At 62.0% G+C, this 20,577-nt stretch carries 16 protein-coding genes and 3 pseudogenes; 7 read left to right on the forward strand and 12 right to left on the reverse strand.

All coding sequences use genetic code 11. From position 1 onward, the window contains the following. Positions 1–26 precede the first annotated feature (26 nt). From proC to QTA57_RS09335, 3 genes are read left to right on the forward strand one after another with little or no spacing between them, the layout of a single operon-like run. Positions 27–839 carry a pyrroline-5-carboxylate reductase gene (proC, locus tag QTA57_RS09325; protein WP_290151192.1) on the forward strand — a complete coding sequence of 271 codons (813 nt, stop codon included), beginning with the start codon at positions 27–29 and terminating at the stop codon, positions 837–839. Between the two features lie 5 nt (positions 840–844). Next, entirely contained in the window at positions 845–1,183 is a 339-nt protein-coding gene (locus QTA57_RS09330) for a tRNA-binding protein (protein WP_290151194.1), read from the forward strand. Then, the gene (locus tag QTA57_RS09335) at positions 1,183–2,130 is read left to right on the forward strand and encodes a 2-hydroxyacid dehydrogenase (RefSeq protein WP_290151196.1); all 948 of its coding nucleotides are present in this window, start codon (positions 1,183–1,185) and stop codon (positions 2,128–2,130) included. Before QTA57_RS09330 ends, QTA57_RS09335 begins: the two co-directional genes overlap by 1 nt. A gap of 64 nt (positions 2,131–2,194) precedes the next feature. Here QTA57_RS09335 and QTA57_RS09340 read toward each other — a convergent pair whose 3' ends face one another. Next, a complete protein-coding gene (locus QTA57_RS09340) occupies positions 2,195–2,797 on the reverse strand; it encodes a thymidine kinase (RefSeq protein WP_290151198.1) in 603 nt (200 codons plus the stop codon). A 344-nt stretch (positions 2,798–3,141) separates the two neighbouring features. On the opposite strand from QTA57_RS09340, the gene QTA57_RS09345 reads away from it, so the two are divergent. After that, positions 3,142–3,594 (forward strand): hypothetical protein, encoded by a 453-nt coding sequence (locus QTA57_RS09345; RefSeq protein WP_145216146.1) that lies wholly within the window; start codon positions 3,142–3,144, stop codon positions 3,592–3,594. Here QTA57_RS09345 and QTA57_RS09350 read toward each other — a convergent pair. Continuing rightward, positions 3,591–4,712 (reverse strand): beta-ketoacyl-ACP synthase III, encoded by a 1,122-nt coding sequence (locus QTA57_RS09350; RefSeq protein ID WP_290151200.1) that lies wholly within the window; start codon positions 4,710–4,712, stop codon positions 3,591–3,593. The genes QTA57_RS09345 and QTA57_RS09350 overlap by 4 nt on opposite strands. Positions 4,713–4,876: 164 nt before the next feature. Between QTA57_RS09350 and QTA57_RS09355 the strand changes: the two genes are divergently transcribed. Then, complete coding sequence (locus QTA57_RS09355; protein ID WP_290151201.1) at positions 4,877–5,290, forward strand: BrnA antitoxin family protein; 414 nt, start codon at positions 4,877–4,879, stop codon at positions 5,288–5,290. A gap of 1,312 nt (positions 5,291–6,602) precedes the next feature. Here the strand turns inward: QTA57_RS09355 and carB are convergent. The 10 genes and pseudogenes from carB to QTA57_RS09400 all read right to left on the reverse strand — a co-directional run bounded on the left by carB (position 6,603) and on the right by QTA57_RS09400 (position 18,447). Further along, positions 6,603–9,931 (reverse strand): annotated as a pseudogene (carB, locus tag QTA57_RS09360) (carbamoyl-phosphate synthase large subunit). 184 nt (positions 9,932–10,115) lie between these two features. Next, a complete protein-coding gene (locus tag QTA57_RS18410; protein WP_330696675.1) occupies positions 10,116–10,820 on the reverse strand; it encodes a cyclopropane-fatty-acyl-phospholipid synthase family protein in 705 nt (234 codons plus the stop codon). Positions 10,821–10,890: 70 nt separating this feature from the next. Next, positions 10,891–11,346, reverse strand: a pseudogene (locus QTA57_RS18415) (DUF7884 domain-containing protein); the annotation flags it as partial. Between the two features lie 278 nt (positions 11,347–11,624). After that, positions 11,625–12,746 carry a peptidoglycan DD-metalloendopeptidase family protein gene (locus tag QTA57_RS09370; protein ID WP_290151202.1) on the reverse strand — a complete coding sequence of 374 codons (1,122 nt, stop codon included), beginning with the start codon at positions 12,744–12,746 and terminating at the stop codon, positions 11,625–11,627. A gap of 129 nt (positions 12,747–12,875) precedes the next feature. Beyond that, entirely contained in the window at positions 12,876–13,517 is a 642-nt protein-coding gene (locus QTA57_RS09375; protein ID WP_290151203.1) for a protein-L-isoaspartate(D-aspartate) O-methyltransferase, read from the reverse strand. A gap of 4 nt (positions 13,518–13,521) precedes the next feature. Continuing rightward, positions 13,522–14,307: a 5'/3'-nucleotidase SurE gene (gene surE, locus QTA57_RS09380; RefSeq protein ID WP_290151204.1), complete on the reverse strand. Its 786-nt coding sequence runs from the start codon at positions 14,305–14,307 to the stop codon at positions 13,522–13,524. A 153-nt stretch (positions 14,308–14,460) separates the two neighbouring features. Continuing rightward, positions 14,461–14,721 carry a hypothetical protein gene (locus tag QTA57_RS09385; RefSeq protein WP_290151205.1) on the reverse strand — a complete coding sequence of 87 codons (261 nt, stop codon included), beginning with the start codon at positions 14,719–14,721 and terminating at the stop codon, positions 14,461–14,463. A gap of 23 nt (positions 14,722–14,744) precedes the next feature. Continuing rightward, entirely contained in the window at positions 14,745–15,206 is a 462-nt protein-coding gene (locus QTA57_RS09390) for a hypothetical protein (RefSeq protein ID WP_290151206.1), read from the reverse strand. After that, entirely contained in the window at positions 15,199–16,491 is a 1,293-nt protein-coding gene (gene serS, locus QTA57_RS09395; protein WP_290151207.1) for a serine--tRNA ligase, read from the reverse strand. Before serS ends, QTA57_RS09390 begins: the two co-directional genes overlap by 8 nt. Before the next feature lie 129 nt (positions 16,492–16,620). After that, a complete protein-coding gene (locus tag QTA57_RS09400; protein ID WP_290151208.1) occupies positions 16,621–18,447 on the reverse strand; it encodes a pentapeptide repeat-containing protein in 1,827 nt (608 codons plus the stop codon). A 147-nt stretch (positions 18,448–18,594) separates the two neighbouring features. Here QTA57_RS09400 and yajC point away from each other — a divergent pair, with 147 nt between their 5' ends. Both yajC and secD read left to right on the forward strand, forming a co-directional pair. Beyond that, positions 18,595–18,882: a preprotein translocase subunit YajC gene (yajC, locus tag QTA57_RS09405; RefSeq protein ID WP_145216183.1), complete on the forward strand. Its 288-nt coding sequence runs from the start codon at positions 18,595–18,597 to the stop codon at positions 18,880–18,882. 25 nt (positions 18,883–18,907) lie between these two features. Then, positions 18,908–20,574, forward strand: a pseudogene (gene secD, locus QTA57_RS09410) (protein translocase subunit SecD). The last annotated feature ends 3 nt before the right edge of the window (positions 20,575–20,577 follow it).

Genomic DNA, 20,577 nt, shown 5'->3' on the forward strand with positions numbered 1-20,577 from the left:
CCTCGGCGGATGACGCCGGAGGCTCCATGGATTTCAACGATGTAAAGCGCCGCGGCCTGGTGATGCTGGGCTGCGGCAAGATGGGTTCAGCGATGCTGGAGGGGTGGCTGTCAGAAGGGCTGCCACCGGAAAAGGTTTGGGTGATCGACCCCTTTCCGGCGGAGTGGCTGGCAGCTCGTGGGGTACAGGTTAACGCCGATCTGCCAACGTCTCCCGCTGTCGCCCTGGTCGCCGTCAAACCGCAGATGATGGCCGAGGCGCTGCCGCAACTTGCGCCCTTCGGCGGTGGCGACACTTTGATCCTCTCCGTCGCGGCGGGAACGCCAATTGCTTATTTCGAAGAGGTCTTGGGCGCGGCGAGCCGGATCATCCGAGCGATGCCAAACACGCCTGCGGCCATTGGCCAAGGGATCACCGCGATCATCGGCAACGCGGCGAGCGACGCTGCGGATGTCGATCTGGCGGCGGCACTGCTGTCGGCGATTGGAGATGTGGTGAAGCTCGATACCGAAGAACAGATCGATGCGGTCACAGGTGTGTCGGGTTCTGGCCCGGCTTATATCTTCTATATGATTGACGCGCTTGCGGCTGCGGCCCGAGCCGAGGGCCTGCCCGATGACATGGCGATGCAATTGGCCAAAGCGACGGTCGCCGGGGCAGGGGCGCTCGCCATGTCCGCCGACGAGACCCCGGAACAGCTCCGCATCAACGTCACCTCGCCCAATGGCACGACCCAAGCCGGGCTTGAGGTCTTGATGGATGCCGCAACCGGTCTCTCCCCGTTGATCGAGGCCACGGTGGGCGCGGCGGCCGCACGCTCGCGCGAGTTGAAAGGGTAATCCAAATGTCTGATCTCAGCTTCGATGAGTTCCTGAAAGTCGACATCCGCGTCGGGACCGTGACGCGCGCCGAGCCCTTCCCGGAAGCCCGCAAACCAGCCATCAAACTCTGGGTGGATTTTGGCCCTGAGCTTGGTGAAAAGAAGTCTTCCGCCCAGATCACCTCCCATTACACGCCGGAGACTTTGATTGGTCGCCAGGTGATGGGCGTGGTGAATTTCCCACCGCGGCAGATTGGACCGATGCGGTCGGACGTGCTGATACTGGGTGTCTCTGATGCTGAGGGTGGGATTGTCTTGCTCGCGCCGGATCAGGCGGTGGAAAACGGTCAAAGGATGCATTGATGAAACTGCTGATTTCCCGCCGGTTGCCTGATGCCGTGATGGCCGAGGCGGCGGCCCGGTTCGATTTGACAGATCGCGCCGGAGACCGACCGATGTCCAAGACCGAATGCATCGCGGCCCTGACCGAGCAAGACGTGGTGATCCCGACCTTGGGAGATGGGTTTAATGCCGAGGTTTTCGCCGCCGTGGCCGAGCCACGTTGTAAGCTGCTCGCCAATTTCGGCGTTGGCTATAATCATATCGATGTGGCCGCCGCCGGTGCCGCAGGGGTGGCTGTGACCAACACGCCGTGCGCGGTGACGGATGCGACGGCGGATATCGCGTTGACGCTGATCTTGATGACCGCCCGGCGGGCGGGCGAAGGGGAGCGGATGGTGCGCGCGGGGGCCTGGACCGGCTGGCACCCAACGCAGATGTTGGGTTTGCATGTAACCGGCAAGACCGTCGCGATCATCGGTATGGGGCGGATCGGCCAAGCCATCGCGCGGCGGTGCCACTTCGGGTTCGGTTGTCGGATCGTTTATGCGAACCGGTCCGAGAAGACGCTGGATTTCCGGGCGGAAAGGTTGCCCTTGGCTGAGGCGATGGCGGCGGCGGATATCGTCGTCTTGGGTCTCTCGGCCAGCGCCGAGACGCATCATTTCATTGACGCGGAAGCGCTCTCCGCCATGCGGTCTCATGCGATTCTGGTGAACATTGCGCGGGGCGATGTGATTGATGAGAGGGCTTTGATCGCGGCGCTCCAGGCGGGTCAGATCGCCGGGGCGGGCTTCGATGTCTATGAGTTCGAACCGCAGGTCCCCGACGCGCTGAAGGCAATGGAAAACGTGACCCTGTTGCCGCATCTGGGCACGGCGGCGCTTGAGGTGCGCGAGAATATGGGCCGGATGGCACTCGAAAATGCCATTGCGTTTGAGGAGGGTCGGGCGCTACCAAACCCGGTTTAAGAGCGCACTGGTCGTGCCGAGGTCATACAATCTGTGGCATCGGGGCTGAGACGCGGACTCCTCCTCAGTCGAGGACAGCCTTGGACGGACCGTCACCGATCTCCTCACGCCAATGGCGTCGGCAGAGTGAGATGTACCGGTCATTGCCACCGACTTCGATCTGCGCGCCCTGGGTTACGGCTTTGCCGCTTTCATCGACCCGGATCACCATGGTGGCCTTGCGCCCACAATGGCAAATCGTGCGCACCTCGCGCATTTCATCGGCAAGCGCCAGAAGTGCTGCGGACCCGGGGAAAAGTTCGCCCTGGAAATCGACGCGTAGGCCGTAGCACATCACCGGTACACCCAGATCATCGACGGCACGGGCCAACTGCCAAACTTGGTCGCGAGTCATCCATTGTGCTTCGTCGATCAGCACACAAGCGCATGGTCCTTGTTTCAGGCGCGTGTCGATTTTGGCAAAGAGATCATCAGCTTGCGTATAGGTGTCGGCCTCCGCGCTGATCCCGATCCGACTCCCGATTTGGCCGGTTCCGGCCCGATCATCGAAATTCGCGGTCAGCAAATAGGTCTGCATCCCGCGTTCAATATAGTTGTAGGAGGCTTGCAGAAGCAGGGTCGATTTCCCCGCATTCATGGTCGAATAGTGAAAGTAGAGCTTGGCCATGAGGTTAGATGTGCCTCAGCCCGGAGGCGCATGCAAGAGACGCGTAGGGTAGGGGTTCTCGCCGTTCCGGCTGTTTCGAAATGCCACTAGCCAACCCGGTCGCGAAAGGGGAAAGCGGTCTCAGGAAAGGGTCCGCCGCAAGTTGCGACGAGACCCCGGCCAGAGCCGGATTGGCCGCGACGACGAACCCCCACCCAATCGGCCCGGTACAGTGACCGATCACTGGTGACGCGCCCGAAACTCGTTCCGAGCAAGGAGAGTGTCGCAGCGGCGGCGATTGACCATCATGGGAAAAAGCGATTTGGTTTCCCCAAGATAGCCAATGAGGGGGCGGGGGTAATCACGTGGGAAGCTACCTGAAGAAACACACCGAGGCGCTGATAAAGGATGTGGGGTTTGCGGCGGCCTGCGAGCTGACCGGGAAATCGAAGGCAACCTTGGGTCGCTATTTTTCTGATGCGCCGGAACATAGCGACCGGTTCATGCCGGTTGATGCGGTTGCCGCCCTTGAGGGCGCGGCGCGGTTCCCGCATGTGACGACAGCTTTGGCGGATCTCAGGGGCATCACGCTGAGCTATGATGAGACGCGCCGCAATGAGGGCGGCGAGGGCGGTGTGAATGCCGATGTTGTCGCGCTGAGCCAGCGGTTTGCGATGTTGATGGGGGAGTATCACCAGTCGATTGAGGACGGGGTGATCACGATCAACGAGGCGAAACGACTCTTGCGGGAGACGCTGGAGATCCAAAAGGTGCTGCTTGAGATGAAGCTGCACTTGGAAGAAGAAACCGCGGGTTAGGCGCGTTCGACGATCACCGAGCCGACGGAATAGCCCGCGCCGAACGAGCAGATCAGACCAGTGTCGCCGCTCTGCAAGTCATTGGAATATTTGGAAAACGCGATGATCGAGCCAGCGCTCGAGGTGTTGGCATAGTCTTGCAAGATGTTGGGCTGCTCGCCGGGGTGCGGGTCGCGGCCCAGGACTTTTTTGCCGATATAGTCGTTCATCGTCTTGTTTGCCTGGTGGAGCCACAGGCGTTTGAGGTCGGCGGCGGCGATGTTTTCCTCGGCCATATGTGCGGCGATGTGTTTAGAGACGAGGGGCAGGACCTCTTTGAAGACTTTGCGACCGTTCTGCATGAATTGCATGTCGCGGCGATCTTCCATCTGGCCTTTGCGGGTGCGGCGCAGATAGCCGTTGTTGTTGCGGATATTGTTCGAGAACTGGGTCGCGCAGCGGGTGGATTTTATCAAGAAATGCGGGCCTTTAGCGTCTTCGGCCCGCTCGATCAACACGGCGGTACAGACGTCGCCGAAGATAAAATGGCAATCGCGGTCGCGCCATTCGAGATGGGCGGAGCAGATCTCTGGATTGACCACTAAGGCACTGGAAATACTGCCGGATTTCACCATATCGGCGGCGGCTTGGATGCCGAAGGTGGCGGAGCTACAGGCGACGTTCATATCGAAGGCAAAGCCTTGGATTCCAAGAAGATTCTGGATCTCGATGGCAATCGCGGGATAGGCGCGTTCGTGGTTCGAGGCGGCGCAGATCACGGCGCCCACATCCTCGGCGGTTTTGCCCGCCATTTCAAGGGCTTGGGTGCAAGCGTCGAGCGCCATTTCCGCCATTTGGCCGGGTTCGTCGTCGGCGCGCTCCCGAAGCCAGGGATGCATCACGGCGGGGTCTAAAACGCCCGTCTTATCAAGGACATAGCGCTGCTCAATGCCGGAAGCCGCGAGGATGAACTCAGCGGAGCTTGGTTCCTTCGCCTCGACCTCGTCCGCCGCGATTTTATCCGCGTTTTCAGCGTTGTAGCGCTCCACATAGGCATTAAACGCGGCCACAAGCTCGTCATTGGTGATGATTTCCGAGGGGGTGAACACGCCGGTTCCGGTGATCGCGGGCTGATACATCTGGCTCTCTCCTTGACGGTCCAAATGCGCCCGATTTTGGCCCGAGGTCAAGATATGGAACCGGTATGGTTTTGGTATGGAACCGATACATACGCGAACCCATCCACGCAATTTTAGGAAATTTGCGAGAGTCTGACGCTCCGCAGAGGCAAAGGAGCGGCGCGATGGACCCGTTTGACGACAAGCCGCTGACCAAACGGCAGCGTTATGACCACTATTACATGATGGAGGCGATGGCCCGGTTCGAATGGGACATGCACCACAAGATCGCCACCCATCTGCGCATCCCGCAGGACTGGCATGAAATCAGCCAGCGGCGGGAAAGCAAAAAGGTGAAGATCACGATGTCCGTCGATGAGGATGTGGTGAAATGGTTCAAGTCGATGGGGCCGGGGTATCAGCCGCGGATGAATGATGTGCTGCGCAGCTTCATGCACGCCAAGCTCATGGGGTTGCTGAAAGGCGACGACACGAAGGATGCGTATCGCGAGGGGCTGGCCGTCGGGACGGAGCGGGTGGCGTTTGGGGAGATGGAGGGGAAGGTGAGGCGGCGGGAGCGGCTGAAGCGGGAGAGGTGAGGGGCGACTTACGCCCCCCTCGATTGCTTACTTCTCTTTGCGAACGCCCTTGAAGGGCTTCGGCGAAGAGGTTTTTTGGTCCATGAAGCGGCCCGTCTTGGTGTCACGCTTCACCCAGTTTCCGTTTGGTGCCTGGGTTTGAGACCGGCCACGGACAGCGCCAATGCGCTTGCCGTCACCGGAGGGTGGGTTAGTAGCCATTTTCTGCTCCTATCTCGTGTGGCAAGCAGGAATGCAGAGTTTGCAGCCGTCTGAGTTCGGCCCGTAAGTGGACTTGGCATGCCTCACGGCATCTGCGCAATTGGCATGCCACCCAAGTGGCTGACGGTTCTCCACCAAAGGAGGTTTGGAACAGCTCCCATCGTCCACGTGGACTTCATGATAGCCGTCGTTCTGCGCGTTTCGGTTCCTATAGTAGTTCGGCATCAACGTGCCTCCTTCCAAAAAACGAAGGCCGCTTGTTGACTCACCGCTTGGGAGTTGATTCACTCCCGCCTACGAAACCGGGTGCCCGCCGCGACCTTCTAGTTCAGTGGCGGATTCGGATTCAGACGCCGCCTTGGCATGGCCGCCTTGGCGGCGTCGCTATTAGAATCCCAACGTCACGATAAGCGTGGCGTAGCGAATGTGTGCTGTCAAGGAAAAAGCCCAACAAATAGTCGTAATACGACCATCTCGTCTGCTTGCGGTCAAGGTGACACAACATGATGTGGGTTGTCAACAGGAAATCCACACATTCTGCTTGGCGCCCATCAGCATTTAGATGCGAGCACTTCCAATGGGTCAACATGTGGTGCCCAGGGTGAAAATGGATCGCTATGATCCAGTTATCCACAGGGTCATGTGGCTCTCACATCTAAAAGAAAGACTTTCTGGCGGGGTCGTTGCGGCACCACCCATACAAAGACCCACCCCTAACTCCCAGCCGCTTTCATCGCCAGCGCTGCCTCGTGGCTGGCTCAAAGATGGCGAAATTCTTGACCAACCGACCGCAATCTCACGCCCCACCCTTGGCCCGGAACAAGGGCGAAGCCCGCCGGGCCGCGCCCTCCCTCCCGCCGGGAGGGCGCATTGGCGATGTCGCGTGCCGTCTCGGCACCGGTCAGAGGGCGCGCGATAAAGGGCGTCGATCAGATGTTGGTGCGCCCACCCGAGGAAGGGCGCGGCCCTTCTGTTGCGTTGGTTCGGTGCGCTGTGCCGAGGCTTCTCGGCTGCAGTACGCTGTCCGCTTGAAACGTCCAGCGGCGCGTTTCTTCGGGGCTCCGCCCGTTCGTGGCTGAAACGCTCCAATGGAGCGTTTCCGGGACGCCGCTCACCCCTGCAGCGACCTCACGCCCAACTCCCCTTCCCGCGCGGCTTTCATCGCCAGCGCGGCAGCGTGGCTGGCGGCTAGGGTGGTGAAATAGGGGATCTTGTCATACAAAGCGACGGCGCGCATGGAGCGGCTGTCTTCCACCGCTTGTGCGCCTTCGGTGGTATTCATCACCAGGGCCACATGGCCGTCTTTCATGATGTCCACAATCGTGCGCCCGCCTTCATAGGCTTTGTTCACCACATCCGAGGCGATGTCATGCTCCGCGAGGAAGCTGGCCGTGCCGCGGGTGGCGAGGATGGTTAGGCCCAGATCGGTGAGGGTTTTCGCGGTCTCGATCAGATGCGGGGTTTTGTCGTCATCTTTGATCGAGAGGAATACGGTGCCCTGGTCGGGGAGCGTGGTGCCCGCGCCCAGTTGCGCTTTCAGGAAGGCACGGGGGAAGGTGCGGTCCCAGCCCATGACCTCGCCGGTGGAGCGCATTTCGGGGCCGAGGATCGTGTCGACGCCGGGGAAGCGGGCAAAGGGCATAACGGCCTCTTTGACCGAGAACCATTGGGTGCGGAAATCGGCCAGCGTCATCGGGTCGGCCTGGGGCAGGTCGACATCGTCGGGGACGGGTTTCTGTCGCGGGGTGAGCGGGAAGCTGGAGAGCGGCTCGCCGGCCATGAGGCGAGCGGCGATGGAGGCGATGGCGCTTCCGTGGCTTTGGCGACGAAGGGCACAGTGCGCGAGGCGCGGGGGTTGACCTCGATCAGGTAGATGTCGTCGCCTTTCACGGCGAATTGGATGTTCATCAGGCCGACGACGTTGAGCGCTTTGGCGAGCGCTTCGGTCTGGCGGGTGATCTCGGCGATGATCTCGTCAGATAGCGTGTGGGGCGGGAGCGAGCAGGCGCTGTCGCCTGAGTGGACGCCGGCCTCTTCGATATGTTGCATGATGCCGGCGACGTGGACTTCTGTGCCATCGGAGAGCGCGTCGACATCGACCTCGGTCGCGCCGGAGAGGTAGCTGTCAAGCAGCACGGGGCTGTCGCCGGAAACGACCACGGCCTCGGCGATGTAGCGGTCAAGCTGCGCGGTGTCGCGGACGATCTCCATCGCGCGGCCGCCGAGCACGTAAGACGGGCGGATGACCAGCGGGTAGCCGAGTTGTTCGGCGGCGGCTTTGGCCTCGGCATCGGTGGTGGCGATGGCGTTTTGCGGTTGTTTCAGGCCGAGACGCTGGACCAGTTGCTGGAAACGCTCGCGATCTTCTGCCAGGTCGATGGCGTCGGGCGTGGTGCCGAGGATCGGGATGCCCGCGTCATGCAGCGCATTGGCGAGTTTCAGCGGGGTCTGGCCGCCGAATTGGACGATAACGCCGTGGAGCGTGCCGTTTTCCTGCTCGACGCGGAGGATTTCCATCACATGCTCGAAGGTGAGCGGTTCGAAATAGAGCCGGTCGGAGGTGTCGTAATCGGTCGAAACGGTCTCGGGGTTGCAGTTGACCATGATGGTCTCGTAGCCCGCATCGGTCAGCGCGAAACAGGCGTGACAGCAGCAATAATCGAACTCGATCCCCTGGCCGATCCGGTTCGGGCCGCCGCCGAGGATGACGACTTTCTTGGCGTCGGAGGGGCGGGCCTCGCATTCCACCTCGCCCATCACAGGGGCCTCATAGGTGGAATACATATAGGGTGTTTGCGCTTCGAACTCGGCGGCGCAGGTGTCGATGCGTTTGAAGACGGCGGTGACCCCTTGGGCCACGCGGTCGGCGCGGATCGAGGCTTCGGTCCGGCCGGTGAGTTTGGCCAGGCGGGCATCGGTGAAACCCATCATTTTCAGGCCGCGCAACCCGGCTTCGTCACCGGGTAGGCCGTCCGCGCGGACCGCTTCCTCGGCGTCGATGATCTCGCGGATGCGGGCCAGGAACCAGGGGTCGAAGCTGGTCACCGCTTGGATTTCGTCATCCGAGAGGCCATGCCGCATGGCTTGCGCGATGACGCGGAGCCGGTCGGGGGTCTGGGCGCTGAGCGCTTTGGTGATCGCCGCCGGATCGGGGGCGCCGGGAATGTCGATCTCGTCGAAGCCTGTGAGCCCGGTTTCCATGCTGGCGAGCGCCTTTTGCACCGACTCATGGAAGCTCCGCCCGATGGACATCGCCTCGCCCACGGATTTCATCGCGGTGGTCAGATAGGGCTCGGAGCCGGGGAATTTCTCGAAGGCGAAGCGGGGGATTTTGGTCACGACATAATCGATGGTCGGCTCGAAGCTGGCCGGTGTGACCTTGGTGATGTCATTGTCCAACTCATCCAGCGTGTAGCCCACGGCAAGTTTCGCGGCGATTTTGGCAATCGGGAAGCCGGTGGCTTTCGAGGCCAGCGCCGAAGAGCGCGACACGCGCGGGTTCATCTCGATCACGACCATGCGGCCATCGGCGGGGTTCACCGCCCATTGCACGTTGGAGCCGCCGGTCTCCACCCCGATCTCACGCAGAACGGCAATCGAGCCGTTGCGCATGATCTGGTATTCCTTGTCGGTGAGCGTCAGGGCCGGCGCGACAGTGATCGAGTCGCCGGTATGCACGCCCATCGGGTCCACATTTTCGATGGCACAGACGATGATCGCGTTGTCCGCCTTGTCGCGGACCACCTCCATCTCATATTCTTTCCAGCCAAGCAGGCTTTCATCGATCAGGATCTGGGCGACCGGCGAGGCCTCAAGCCCGGAGCGGCAGAAATGCTCATATTCCTCGCGGTTATAGGCCACGCCGCCGCCAGTCCCGCCGAGCGTGAAGGCGGGGCGGATGATCGCGGGCAGGCCGACATATTCGATGGCGTCGATGGCCGATTGCAAACCCGCGGCGATGTCGTACTTGCCAGTATCCAGCTTTGGCGCGCTGACAATTGTCGCTTTGGGGTTTTCCAAACCGATCCGGTCCATCGCTTCGCGGAAGAGTTTGCGATCCTCGGCCATCTCGATCGCGGGGCGTTTGGCGCCGATCATCTCGACGCCAAATTTCTCCAGAACACCTGCTTCTTCGAGCGCGAGAGAGGTGTTGAGGCCGGTTTGTCCGCCCATGGTCGGCAGGAGCGCGTCGGGGCGTTCCTTCTCGATGATCTTGGCCACGACCTCGGGGGTGATCGGCTCGATATAAGTGGCGTCCGCGAGGCCGGGGTCGGTCATGATCGTCGCCGGGTTGGAGTTGACCAGGATGACCCGGTAGCCTTCTTCGCGCAGCGCCTTGCAGGCTTGGGCGCCGGAATAGTCAAACTCGCAGGCTTGGCCGATGACGATGGGCCCGGCACCGATGATCATGATGGAGGTGATATCGGTTCTTTTTGGCATGTCATTCCCCAAGGCCCAAGCAAACTGTCCGCGTTATAGTCAGCGGGCGTGGGGGCGCAACCCCGGAAGGGGGCATCGGATCGCGTGCCGCAGGTGGCAGGCGTCGTGGAGCCGGTATGATGGTTGGCGCATGGCCGTCGACGGGTCGCGTCTATCTGGCACGATTGGGCGGGGAGCCGCGCGTCTATTCGGCAGCGTGCCGTTGGCGACGGTGGCTGCCCGCATAGAGATAGTCCCGCGTCAGCGGCACAGCCTGCTGGTGTTTGGCCAGTTGCAGTTGGAAGACGCATTGCCGGTGGTACCGGAAGGTCAGTTCCGACGCTTTCAAATAGTAGCGCCACATGCGGGTGAAACGCGCATCATAGAGGGCTTCGGCTTCGGCCTCGCGAGCGGTGAACCGGTCATGCCAGTGTTTCAGGGTTTCGGCATAATGCAGCCGCCAGACCTCCAGATCGGTGGGGTAGAGGCCGGTTTTCTCCATCGCTTTCGACATTTCCGACAAAGCCGGGACATAGCCGCCGGGGAAGATGTATTTGGTGATCCAGGGGCTTGTGCTGCCTGGCGGCGCGGCGCGGCCAATGGTGTGGATCAGTGCCACGCCGTCGGGTTTCAACCGATCATAGGCGTGGGAGAAGTATTCCCGGTAATGTGGCACGCCCACATGTTCGAACATCCCAACCGAAACGATCCGGTCGAAGGTGCCGGTGACCGAGCGATAGTCGCGAAGCTCATAGCGCACCCGGTCGGCGAGGCCCGCTTGCGCGGCGCGGTCCGTGGCGATCCGGTGCTGTTCTTCGGAGAGCGTCACGCCGAGGACGCGGACGCCATAGTCGCGCGCCAGGGTAAGGCCGAGGCCGCCCCAGCCACAGCCGATCTCGAACACCTCCATATCGGGCTGGAAGCAGCAGCTTGCCCGCGATGTGGTGTTTCTTGGCCTCCTGCGCCTCTTCCAGCGACAGATCGGGCCGGGTGAAATAGGCGCAAGAGTATTGCCGGTCGTCGTCGAGGAAAAGGTCGTAGAGTTTTGACGATAGATCGTAGTGATGGGCGACATTTTGGCGGGCGCGATGCGCCGGGTTCCATTGGTCAAAAGCCCGCCGAGTGCGGCGCAGCCCAAGAGCGGCTTTCCGCCACCAGAGCCCTTTGGAGCGCGCGGCATTGCGGACGATGAGGGTCAGAAACCCCTCCAAATCATCCTGGGCGATGGTCATTTGGCCGTCCATATAGGCCTCACCCAGAGCCAGCTCGGTGCTCAAGACCAGGCGACGGATCAGCGCCGGATCATGGAATGTGATGCGGCTGACCGGGCCCGTCTCTGAGCCATATTTTCTTTCGATTCCATTAGGATAGGTGACAAAAAGCGTCCCTGTGGTGACAAAGCCACCCAGCATATGATCCAAGATGCGGTCCCACATCTTCCTACCTCCCTTGGTCTGACAAGGTCGATCCGAAGCCCCTCGGGGTCCGCATTCTGCCAGACCGGGGCAAAAAAGAAAGGGTTAACAATTCGAAGATAAGGGTGCGTGCGCGGATGTTAAACCCTCAGGGCCGGAGGGTTTGCTGGTCTGGCCGCGCCGTACATGGGCGATTGGAACAGGCGAGAGGCCGGTGCCATCGTGGCTTGCGGGGGCATGCCCCCGTGCGGGGCGAGGAGGGCTCCCGTTCAGGGGGCGTGACGCGCGCCGCCCCCTCTTCAGTTGATGAAGTCGTTCGGGTCGACCGCTTCGAAGCCGCGCCGAACCTCGAAATGCAGGAAGGACGGATCGCCCGGACCCACATCGGCCACCGTTTGGCCGCGCGAGATAGTGTCGCCGCGCTCCACCCGGATGTTCTGGATATTGGCGTAAACCGTCAGCAGGTTGTTCGGATGCCGGATGACCAGGATCGGAATCTGATCGGTGTCGCGGGTGATCGCGGCGACTTCGCCATCGGCTGCGGCCTGAACGGCGGTGCCGGTCGCGGCGGCGATGTCGATCCCTTCATTGCTCGACGAGAAGGGCCGGATGATCGATCCCGCAACGGGGCGCTGCATCTGGGACCGGTTGGCCACAGGGGCGGGTGTTGCGGGCTCAGCCGCCGGTTGCGCGGTGTCGGTCAGATCGGGTGTGTCTGGCAGGGGCGCGGAGGTGATCGGCTCAGGCAAGGGCTCGGATGCGGAGGGGGGCACAGGGGTGATCGACGCGCCTGGTGCCGCTGCATCCTCGATCGGTCCGGCCTCCTCAATCACCAAGGGGATGATCAGGTATTGGCCTTCGCGTACGGACAAATCGGGCCCCAGCCCGTTCCATTCGGCAAGCGCCCGGACTGACACGCCATAGAGCCGGGCCACGGAATAGGCTGTCTCGCCTCGGGTCACGCGGTGTCGCACCGGCTCCGCGCCGCCTTGCACCGCGACCGCCGTGGCTGGGCGGTTGGCGTCGGCCTCATCAATTGCGGCCGATGCGATTGAGGTGATGTTGGTCCCGGTGGTGCCGCCAACCGAGGTCACGCGGCGGGGCAGGGCGACGATCTCATCGGCGCGGAGTGTATCGGTCACGTTGCGTCCGTTGAATGTCGCGAGCTCTTGCGCGTCCAGCCCAAGCCGGGCCGCCAAGCTTTGCATCGTGTCGCCCCGACGGGCCACCGCAACCTGATAATTCGGATAGGTGATCAGGCCGTTTGCATCGGCTTCGGGTCTTGGGGCCGTCTCGGACCCGGGTGCCGCGTTCGAAATCGCATTATTGCGAAAATCGAAATCAAAATCGCTGATCGCGTCGGCACAGCCGGCAAGAAGCGGCAGACAAAGGCCAAGCATAAGAAATCTGGGGGCGGGCATTGCTCGGGTGTCCTCAAATGATCATCGCGCCATTGGCGCGTCTCTGCCCCGATTTTTTCCGGAGTCTCGCGCGCCTTTTGCATAGCTTTTACACCAAAATGCAAGGTTAACGCCAGCCCCAGGCGCGGTCTAATCTGTCGCCATGCCTTCGAGCAGGGGGACGAAGCGCACCGGCAACAACTCATCATAATGCAGCCCATCTGGCCCGCGCGTGACCTTGATCAAACTTTGCACCGCATCGGATTGACCCACGGGCACGACCATGATGCCGCCCTCTTTGAGTTGGGCCAAAAGCGGCCCGGGCGGGTCTTCGGCGGCGGCGGTAACTAGAATCCGGTCGAAAGGGGCCTGTTCCGGCATACCAAAGCAGCCATCCCCGGCCATCACGGTCACATTGGTGATGTTTTGCGCGGCTAGCCGTTTTTCGGCCTCCCGGATCAGCACCCGGTGTCGGTCCATTGTATAGACCCGGCGCGCAAGGTGGCTCAGCACGGCGGCCTGATAGCCGGAGCCGGTGCCGACCTCGAGCACCTTATCGCGCGGTTGCACATTCAGCGCTTGCGTCATCAGACCCACAACCGAGGGTTGCGAGATGGTTTGCCCGCAAGAGATCGGCAGTGGCATGTCGTCATAGGCCCGGTCTTCGAAATGACCGCGGACGAAATCACCCCGGTCGACCTTTTCCATCGCGCCAAGCGTCCGCTGATCCGTCACGCCCTTTGACCGAAGGGCGAAGAGGAATTGCATTTTGCGCTCGGCTTCGGTGGTCATCTGATCATTCCAGGGCGGCTTTCAGATCATCAAGCGCCTCATGCGCCGTCAGATCGGCGCGCAGCGGGGTGATCGAGATAAACCCGTCGAGATTGGCATGGGCGTCGGTGCCCGGCGCGGTCGGGATATGCTGCGGCCCGCCGGTGATCCAGAGAAAGCGGCGGCCATTGGGGGCGATATGCGCGTCCATCCCGAAGAAGGTTTCGGTGCGGAACCCTTGCGAGACGACCTTATGGCCTTTGACCCCGGCCGCCGGGGTCGGCGGGAAGTTCACATTGTAGAAAATCCGGTAATCGGCTTTGTCCCAATGGCCCTGATCGACGAGGGCGCGGACCAGGCCCGCGCCATGTTCAACCGTGGCCTCGAACGGGTCGTCAAGATGGGCGTTGCCGGGCCCGTAATATTGGCTGAGCGCGATGGCGGGCAGGCCTTGCAAAGCGGCCTCCATCGCGCCGCCGATGGTGCCGGAATAGAGCACGTTTTCGGCGGAATTGTTGCCCCGGTTGACGCCAGAGAGGACCAGATCGGGTGGATTGTCTTTCAAGACATCGTAGAGGCCCGCCAAGACGCAATCGGCGGGCGACCCTTCGGCGGCATAGCGGCGCGGCCCAAGCTCGGCGATCATTGTGGGCGAGACATAAGAGATGCAGTGCCCGACGCCGGATTGTTCGAAGGCGGGCGCGACCGTCCAAACCTCGCCACCCGGGCCCGCGACTTCGGTGGCGATGGCTTCGAGGACTTTCAGGCCGGGGGCGTTGATGCCGTCGTCATTGGTGATGAGAATGCGCATAAGCCCGCCCCGATCCTGCTTCTATCTTGCCTCAGTGCCATAGCTTTGCCAGAGGGGTGGGGTAAAGGCCAGATGGATGGGAAGTCTGCACCTGCAACTCAGATGTCACGCCCTTGGCGGGCGTGCTGCATGTGTGATCAGGAAGAAGGGTGCTTAGCCCCTTTGCAGACCCCGGACATATCCAAGCGCAATCGCTGCGAAGGCGGCGATGACACCGACGGCGAAGGGCAGGTTGAATGGGTCACTGGTGAAGACCGAGACGGCGACGCCGACCAGCGCCCAATCCAGCGCCACCGCATAGGTGACCGGTGGGCGGAGCCGCAGGATCGCGATGCCAAGCGCGCCGATGGCGATCAGCCCAAGCCAACTGGCCGCGCCCGGGCCGATCCCGGTCCAGCCTGTCAGGGTGGTCATCGCCGCGACGAAACTCGCCGCCGTCAGCCAGCCCGCGTAGAGCCCGAGGGGGCGGCACAGAGCCACGTGTCGGTGTGCGGCGCACGGGCCATGGCAAAGACGGCACCGCCGAGCATCACGAAGATCAGGAGCGTCGCGATCACCGGGTTCAGTTGCGCCACGCCAATCCAGCTGGCGCCCACGGCGAGGCTGATGAAGAGCGGCCAACGGGTGGCGTCCCATCCCGGATCGACATCGCGTTTGACCAGCCCATAGAAGGCGGACGCGATCAGCCAGGCATAGATCACGCCCCAGATGGAAAAGGCATAGCCTGCCGGTTGCAGCGGCAAAGGCGGCGTTGGGTTCGGGAACGCATCGGGATCGAAGCCGGTGAAGGGCTGCGTCATCAGCGGCGCGGCGGCGAAGGCCAGGGCCGCGCAGACGATGAGGATCGCCTTCAGCTTGGCGCCGTCATTCGGGTCTTCGGGGTTTTCGATGTCAGACAAGGGCGCCTCCCGCGTCGATCCGGGTTTTGCCGCCGAGATAGGGGTGCAGGACCTCAGGCAGGGTGACGGAGCCGTCCTCCTCCTGACCGTTTTCCAGAACCGCGATGAGGCAACGCCCAACGGCGAGGCCGGAGCCGTTCAGGGTATGGACGAATTCCGGCTTGCCGCCGCCTTCGGGACGGAAGCGCGCATTCATCCGACGGGCCTGGAAATCGCCGCAGGTGGAGCAGGAGCTGATCTCGCGATAGGTGTTTTGGCCGGGCAGCCAGACCTCGATATCGTGTGTGCGGCGCGCGCCGAAGCCCATATCGCCGGTGCAGAGGATCACGGTGCGGTAGGGCAGGCCGAGTTTCTCCAAGATGCCCTCGGCGCATTTGGTCATCCGCTCCAGTTCCGCATCGGAATGATCGGGATGGGTGATCGAGACCATTTCGACCTTCTCGAACTGGTGCTGACGCAACATACCGGAGGTGTCGCGGCCCGCGCTGCCGGCCTCGGACCGGAAGCACAGCGAATGGGTGGTGTAGCGGCGGGGCAGATAGCTTTCCTCGATGATCATGCCGTTGACGATATTGGTCAGGCTGACCTCGGAGGTGGGGATCAGCCACCAGCCATTGGTGGTCTGATAGCTGTCCTCGCCGAATTTCGGCAATTGCCCGGTGCCATACATCATTTCGTCGCGGACCAGGACCGGGGCGTTGACTTCGGTGAGGCCGTTTTCGCTGGTGTGGGTGTCGAGCATGAATTGCGCTAAAGCCCTGTGAAGACGGGCAATTCCGCCGTTCAGGAGGACGAAACGGCTGCCGGAAAGCTTGGCGGCCACCTCGAAATCCATGCCGTCCTGGGTGGCGGCCAGCTCGTAATGCTCTTTCGGCGTGAAGCTGAAATTGCGCGGGCTGCCGTGGCGGTGGATTTCCTCGTTATCGTCTTCGTCCTCGCCATCGGGGACGCTGTCATAAGGCAGGTTGGGAAGGGCCGCGAGCGCCTCGGTCAGGGCCGCATCCTTGGCCTTGGCCTCGTCTTCCAGGCGGGCGATTTCGTCTTTCTTTTCAGCGACTAAGGCGCGGAGGCGTTCGAATTCGGCCTCGTCCCCGCTGGCCTTGGCGCGACCCACCTCTTTCGAGGCGGCATTGCGTTCGGCGAGCGCCGTTTCGGCAGCCAAGATGCAGGCCCGGCGCGCTTCGTCGAGGGCGAGAAGGGCGGGCGATTGCGGGGCCATATCGCGGCGCGCAAGGGCGGCGTCGAAAGCGTCTGGATTGTCACGAATGGCGCGGATGTCATGCATGGGGCGGGCCTTTGATCGGGCAGAGTGTTGCGGCGCGGTATGCCCGATCCGGCGGCGGGTTTGAAGGGGGAATGGCGCGTATGGAACCGGTATGGGTGTGGTATGGGTTTGATACAGACGCGGTGCGGGTTAGTCCTCGGGTGGATCGGGCGGGGTGTAACCCTCCGGGTCAGCCTGCCATTTGCGCCATTCGGTTTCGAATTGGATTTGGTCCATCTCGAAAACCGGCCAATGGGCTGGCCGATCTTCCGGCGAGACCGAGACGGAGCCGTCTGCGAAAAAATCCTGCCAGAATCGTCTCAATCGCGCCATGATGGTCTTATCTACCGAATTCACCGCAACACCTCGGAGATTAGCTAAAGAGAGAAATGGGCTTTCGGGTAGCTTCGCATCCCGGAGGTCTGCCCCGAGCATCTGCGCGCCAAGGGGGTCTGCCCTCATCATCTGAGCGTCCCTGAGGTTTGCGCCCTGCATCTGCGCGTCGATGAGGTTTGCGCCCTGCATCTGTGCGCCTCTGAGGTCTGCCCCCAGCATCTGCGCGTGCTCGAAGTTTGCCCCCATCATCTGCGCGTGCTCGAAGTTTGCCGCCATCATCTGCGCGTGCCCGAAGTCTGCCCCCACCATCTGCGCGTGCCCGAGGTCTGTCCCAATCATCTGTGCTAGCCAGAGGTCTGCCCCCATCATCTGTGCGCCCTCGAAGCGGGCGCCGTTCAAATGGAGGTGTTGCAGGTCATAACCTTGCAGATTGGTGGCGCGGAGATCGAGTCGGTAACCCGGATAACTGCCATAAGTCCACTTTGCTGCGTTCTGGTCCGATGTGAAGCGGCCAAAGGCCTGGATCCATGATGTATGCGCCTCAGGGGTGTCGGTGTCCGGGTAAGGTGGGGTATTCGGATAGGCGGCATCGAAGACAAAAACCCCGTCCTTTTGCGGATCGGGCCACCCCGCCTCTCGCGCGCGCTGCGCCGGGGTGCGGCGGCCGAGCACTTCCAGTGTGGTCTGGATGTCGGTGCGGGGTTTGATGCGGGTTTTGAGGTCCTGAAGGGCCTGATTGAGGCCATCGTGCCAGGCCCCGCTCTCATCTTCGTATCCCTCCTTCCAGTCTGCCCATGCTGCGCGCGGGTTCTCTCCCTCTTCCGGCGGCATTTCCGGTATATGCAGTGGCTCGGCGCTATTCGCAGGGCTGTTTTCGCGGATATAGGCGCAGAGGATCTCCATAATCTGGACGTGGAAATCGAGGTTTTCGCGGGCGATGCGTTCCAGCGCGTAGATCGCGCCGATGCGGACTTCCATGTTGGGGACGGATCGTTCAAGTGACTCAAAGATGGGTTTCGTTGGGCCCCCTGTTTGCCGCCTCAAAACCGAGGCCATCGAGACTTGCGAGCCGAATGTGAAGGGGCTGTGAGAGGATTCTGGCAACTTGCGCGGTTCACCCGGGAACTGCTGAACTTCTTTCACAGTTTTTTCCGCACCCAGCCCCTCGACGGCGGCGTTGATCCGGTCGGTGATCAGGCCTTGTTCGGTCACATCCACGGTTTTCTGCGCCACGACGCTGCGCCAGATCACGAAGGGGGCGGAGAGTAGCGCGACGAGAAGCGCGCCGAGGCCGAGGGATTGCGTCGGTGTGGTGCTGGGGTCGGCAGAGCCACCCGCGATGACGGACCAGATCAAGAGGAAGGCGGCGATGACCGCGATGGCGAAAAGCGCCGTGAAGATCAGGCCGAGACCGAAGACCAGCGTTGTGACCGCGCGGGGCGCGCCCGGGATGCCGAGCCAGGATTTCAGCGCCTCGATCCGCTGCGCCAGGCGGCTTTCTCCGGTGCGGGGGAGGACGGCATAGACAATGAAACAGAGGGCCAGGAACCCGGCGAGCGCCACCAGCGCCAATGTTGCCCGTTCGGAGGCGTGCAATGTGATCTCTAGATACTCGTCCAACACATCTTTCCCGGTTGTCATTCATCCCCTGCGTCCCATATGCCGCAGAAGGCCCGTTTATGGGAACCGGAAAAGGGCGGGCGGGCCATTGCCTTCCCTTGGTCCGGCCCGTATCGTGCCGCCGATTTTGCGGGCTGGCCCCGCGTTGGACAACCAAGAGGACCTCTGATGGACGGTGCATTCGCCCAATTCCTGCCCCTGATCCTGATCTTCGTGATCATGTATTTCCTGCTGATCCGGCCGCAGCAGAAGAAAGTCAAAGAACACAAGGCGATGGTGGATGCGCTGCGCCGGGGCGATCAGGTGATCACGCAAGGCGGCCTCTATGCCAAGGTGACCAAGGTTAAGGATGACGCCGAGGTTGAGGTGGAGATTGCCGAGGGGGTCAAGGTGCGCGTGGCGCGGCCGACGATCGTCCAGGTTGTTTCGAAAACCGAGCCGGCCGACAACGCCTGATCCTTCGCGCTAGGAGCCATCCGACATGCTGAATATCCCCCTTTGGAACCGGGTTTTGATCTGGGGTGTGGTTGCGATTGGTCTGGCTCTGGCGATGCCGAACCTGTTTTACGACCGGGTGGAGCGGCATAATGATGCGGTGGCGTTGATCGAAGAGACCGGGGCCACGGATGATGCGTTGGAGGCGGATCGGGCGCTCTGGCCCGAGTTCCTGCCCGCTACATTGGTCAATCTGGGGTTGGATTTGCGCGGGGGGCGCATTTGCTGGCCGAAGTGCGGGTTGAGGATGTTTATGAGCAACGGATGGATGCGCTCTGGCCCGAGGTGCGCGATGCGCTGAGAGAGGTGCGTGCGGAGGTTGGCACGATCCGGCGGCAGGACGCGCCGATTGGCGAGTTGCAGGTGCAGATTTCGCAGCCCGAGGGCATGGCGGCGGCGGTCGCGGCAGTGCGCGAGATTGCGGCGCCGGTGGTGAGCCTGACCGGGATTGCGCAAAGCACGCTGGATGTGAGCGGTAGTAACGACATTCTGACGGTGACGCTGAGCGCGGCGGAGCAGCAGGCGACGCTGGACCGGACGATGCAGCAATCGGTGGAGATTGTGCGCCGCCGGGTTGATGAGGTTGGCACACGTGAGCCGACCATTCAGCGGCAGGGCGAGCGGCGGGTGTTGATCCAGGTGCCGGGGATCGGCTCAGCCGAGGAGTTGAAGGCGCTGATCGGGACGACGGCGCGGCTGACCTTCCATCCGGTGGTGGGGCGGACGACGGACGGCGCGGAAGTGGCCGGGTCGCGGCAGGTGATTTATCCGTCGCTCGACGAAGAGGGCGTGTTCTACATTCTGGAGCAGACGCCGGTCGTCACTGGCGACGATCTGGTGGACAGTCAGCCCGCATTTGATGCGCAGACCGGGCAGCCGAGTGTCACCTTCCGGTTCAACCCGCATGGTGCCTCGCTGTTCGGTGTGTATACGGCGGCAAATGTTGGTGCGCCGTTTGCGATTGTGCTCGATGAAGAGGTGATTTCCGCGCCGGTGATCCGGCAGGCGATCACCGGTGGCTCGGGGCAGATCACCGGGAATTTCAGTGTGCAGGAATCGACCGATCTGGCGATTTTGCTCCGCGCCGGGGCGTTGCCCGCGGAGATGACTTTCCTTGAGGAACGGACCATCGGGCCGGAACTGGGCGCCGACAGTATCGCGGCAGGGCAGGTGGCGGCGATGGTCGCTTTTGTGGCCGTTCTGGTCTTCATGATCCTCAGTTATGGGCTGTTTGGGATCTTCGCGAGTGTCGCGCTGATCCTGAATGTGGGGCTGATTTTCGGCGTCTTGAGCCTGATCGGGGCGACGCTGACTTTGCCCGGGATCGCCGGGATCGTTTTGACCATCGGGATGGCGGTGGATGCCAATGTGCTGGTCTTTGAGCGTATCCGCGAGGAACTCAAAACCGCGAAGGGCCCGGCGCGCGCCATTGAGCTGGGCTATAGCCGGGCGCTAAGCGCGATTATCGACGCGAACCTAACGACGTTCATCATTGCGATCATTCTGTTCACCGTGGGCTCCGGTCCGGTGCGCGGCTTCTCCGTCACACTGGGGATCGGGATCATGACCTCGGTCTTTACTGCGATTTACGTCACCCGCTTGCTGATTTTGACCTGGTTTGACCGCCGGCGTCCCAAGACAATCGAGGTCTAAGAG

Source organism: Fontisubflavum oceani (assembly GCF_030407165.1).
GTDB lineage: Bacteria > Pseudomonadota > Alphaproteobacteria > Rhodobacterales > Rhodobacteraceae > Rhodophyticola > Rhodophyticola oceani.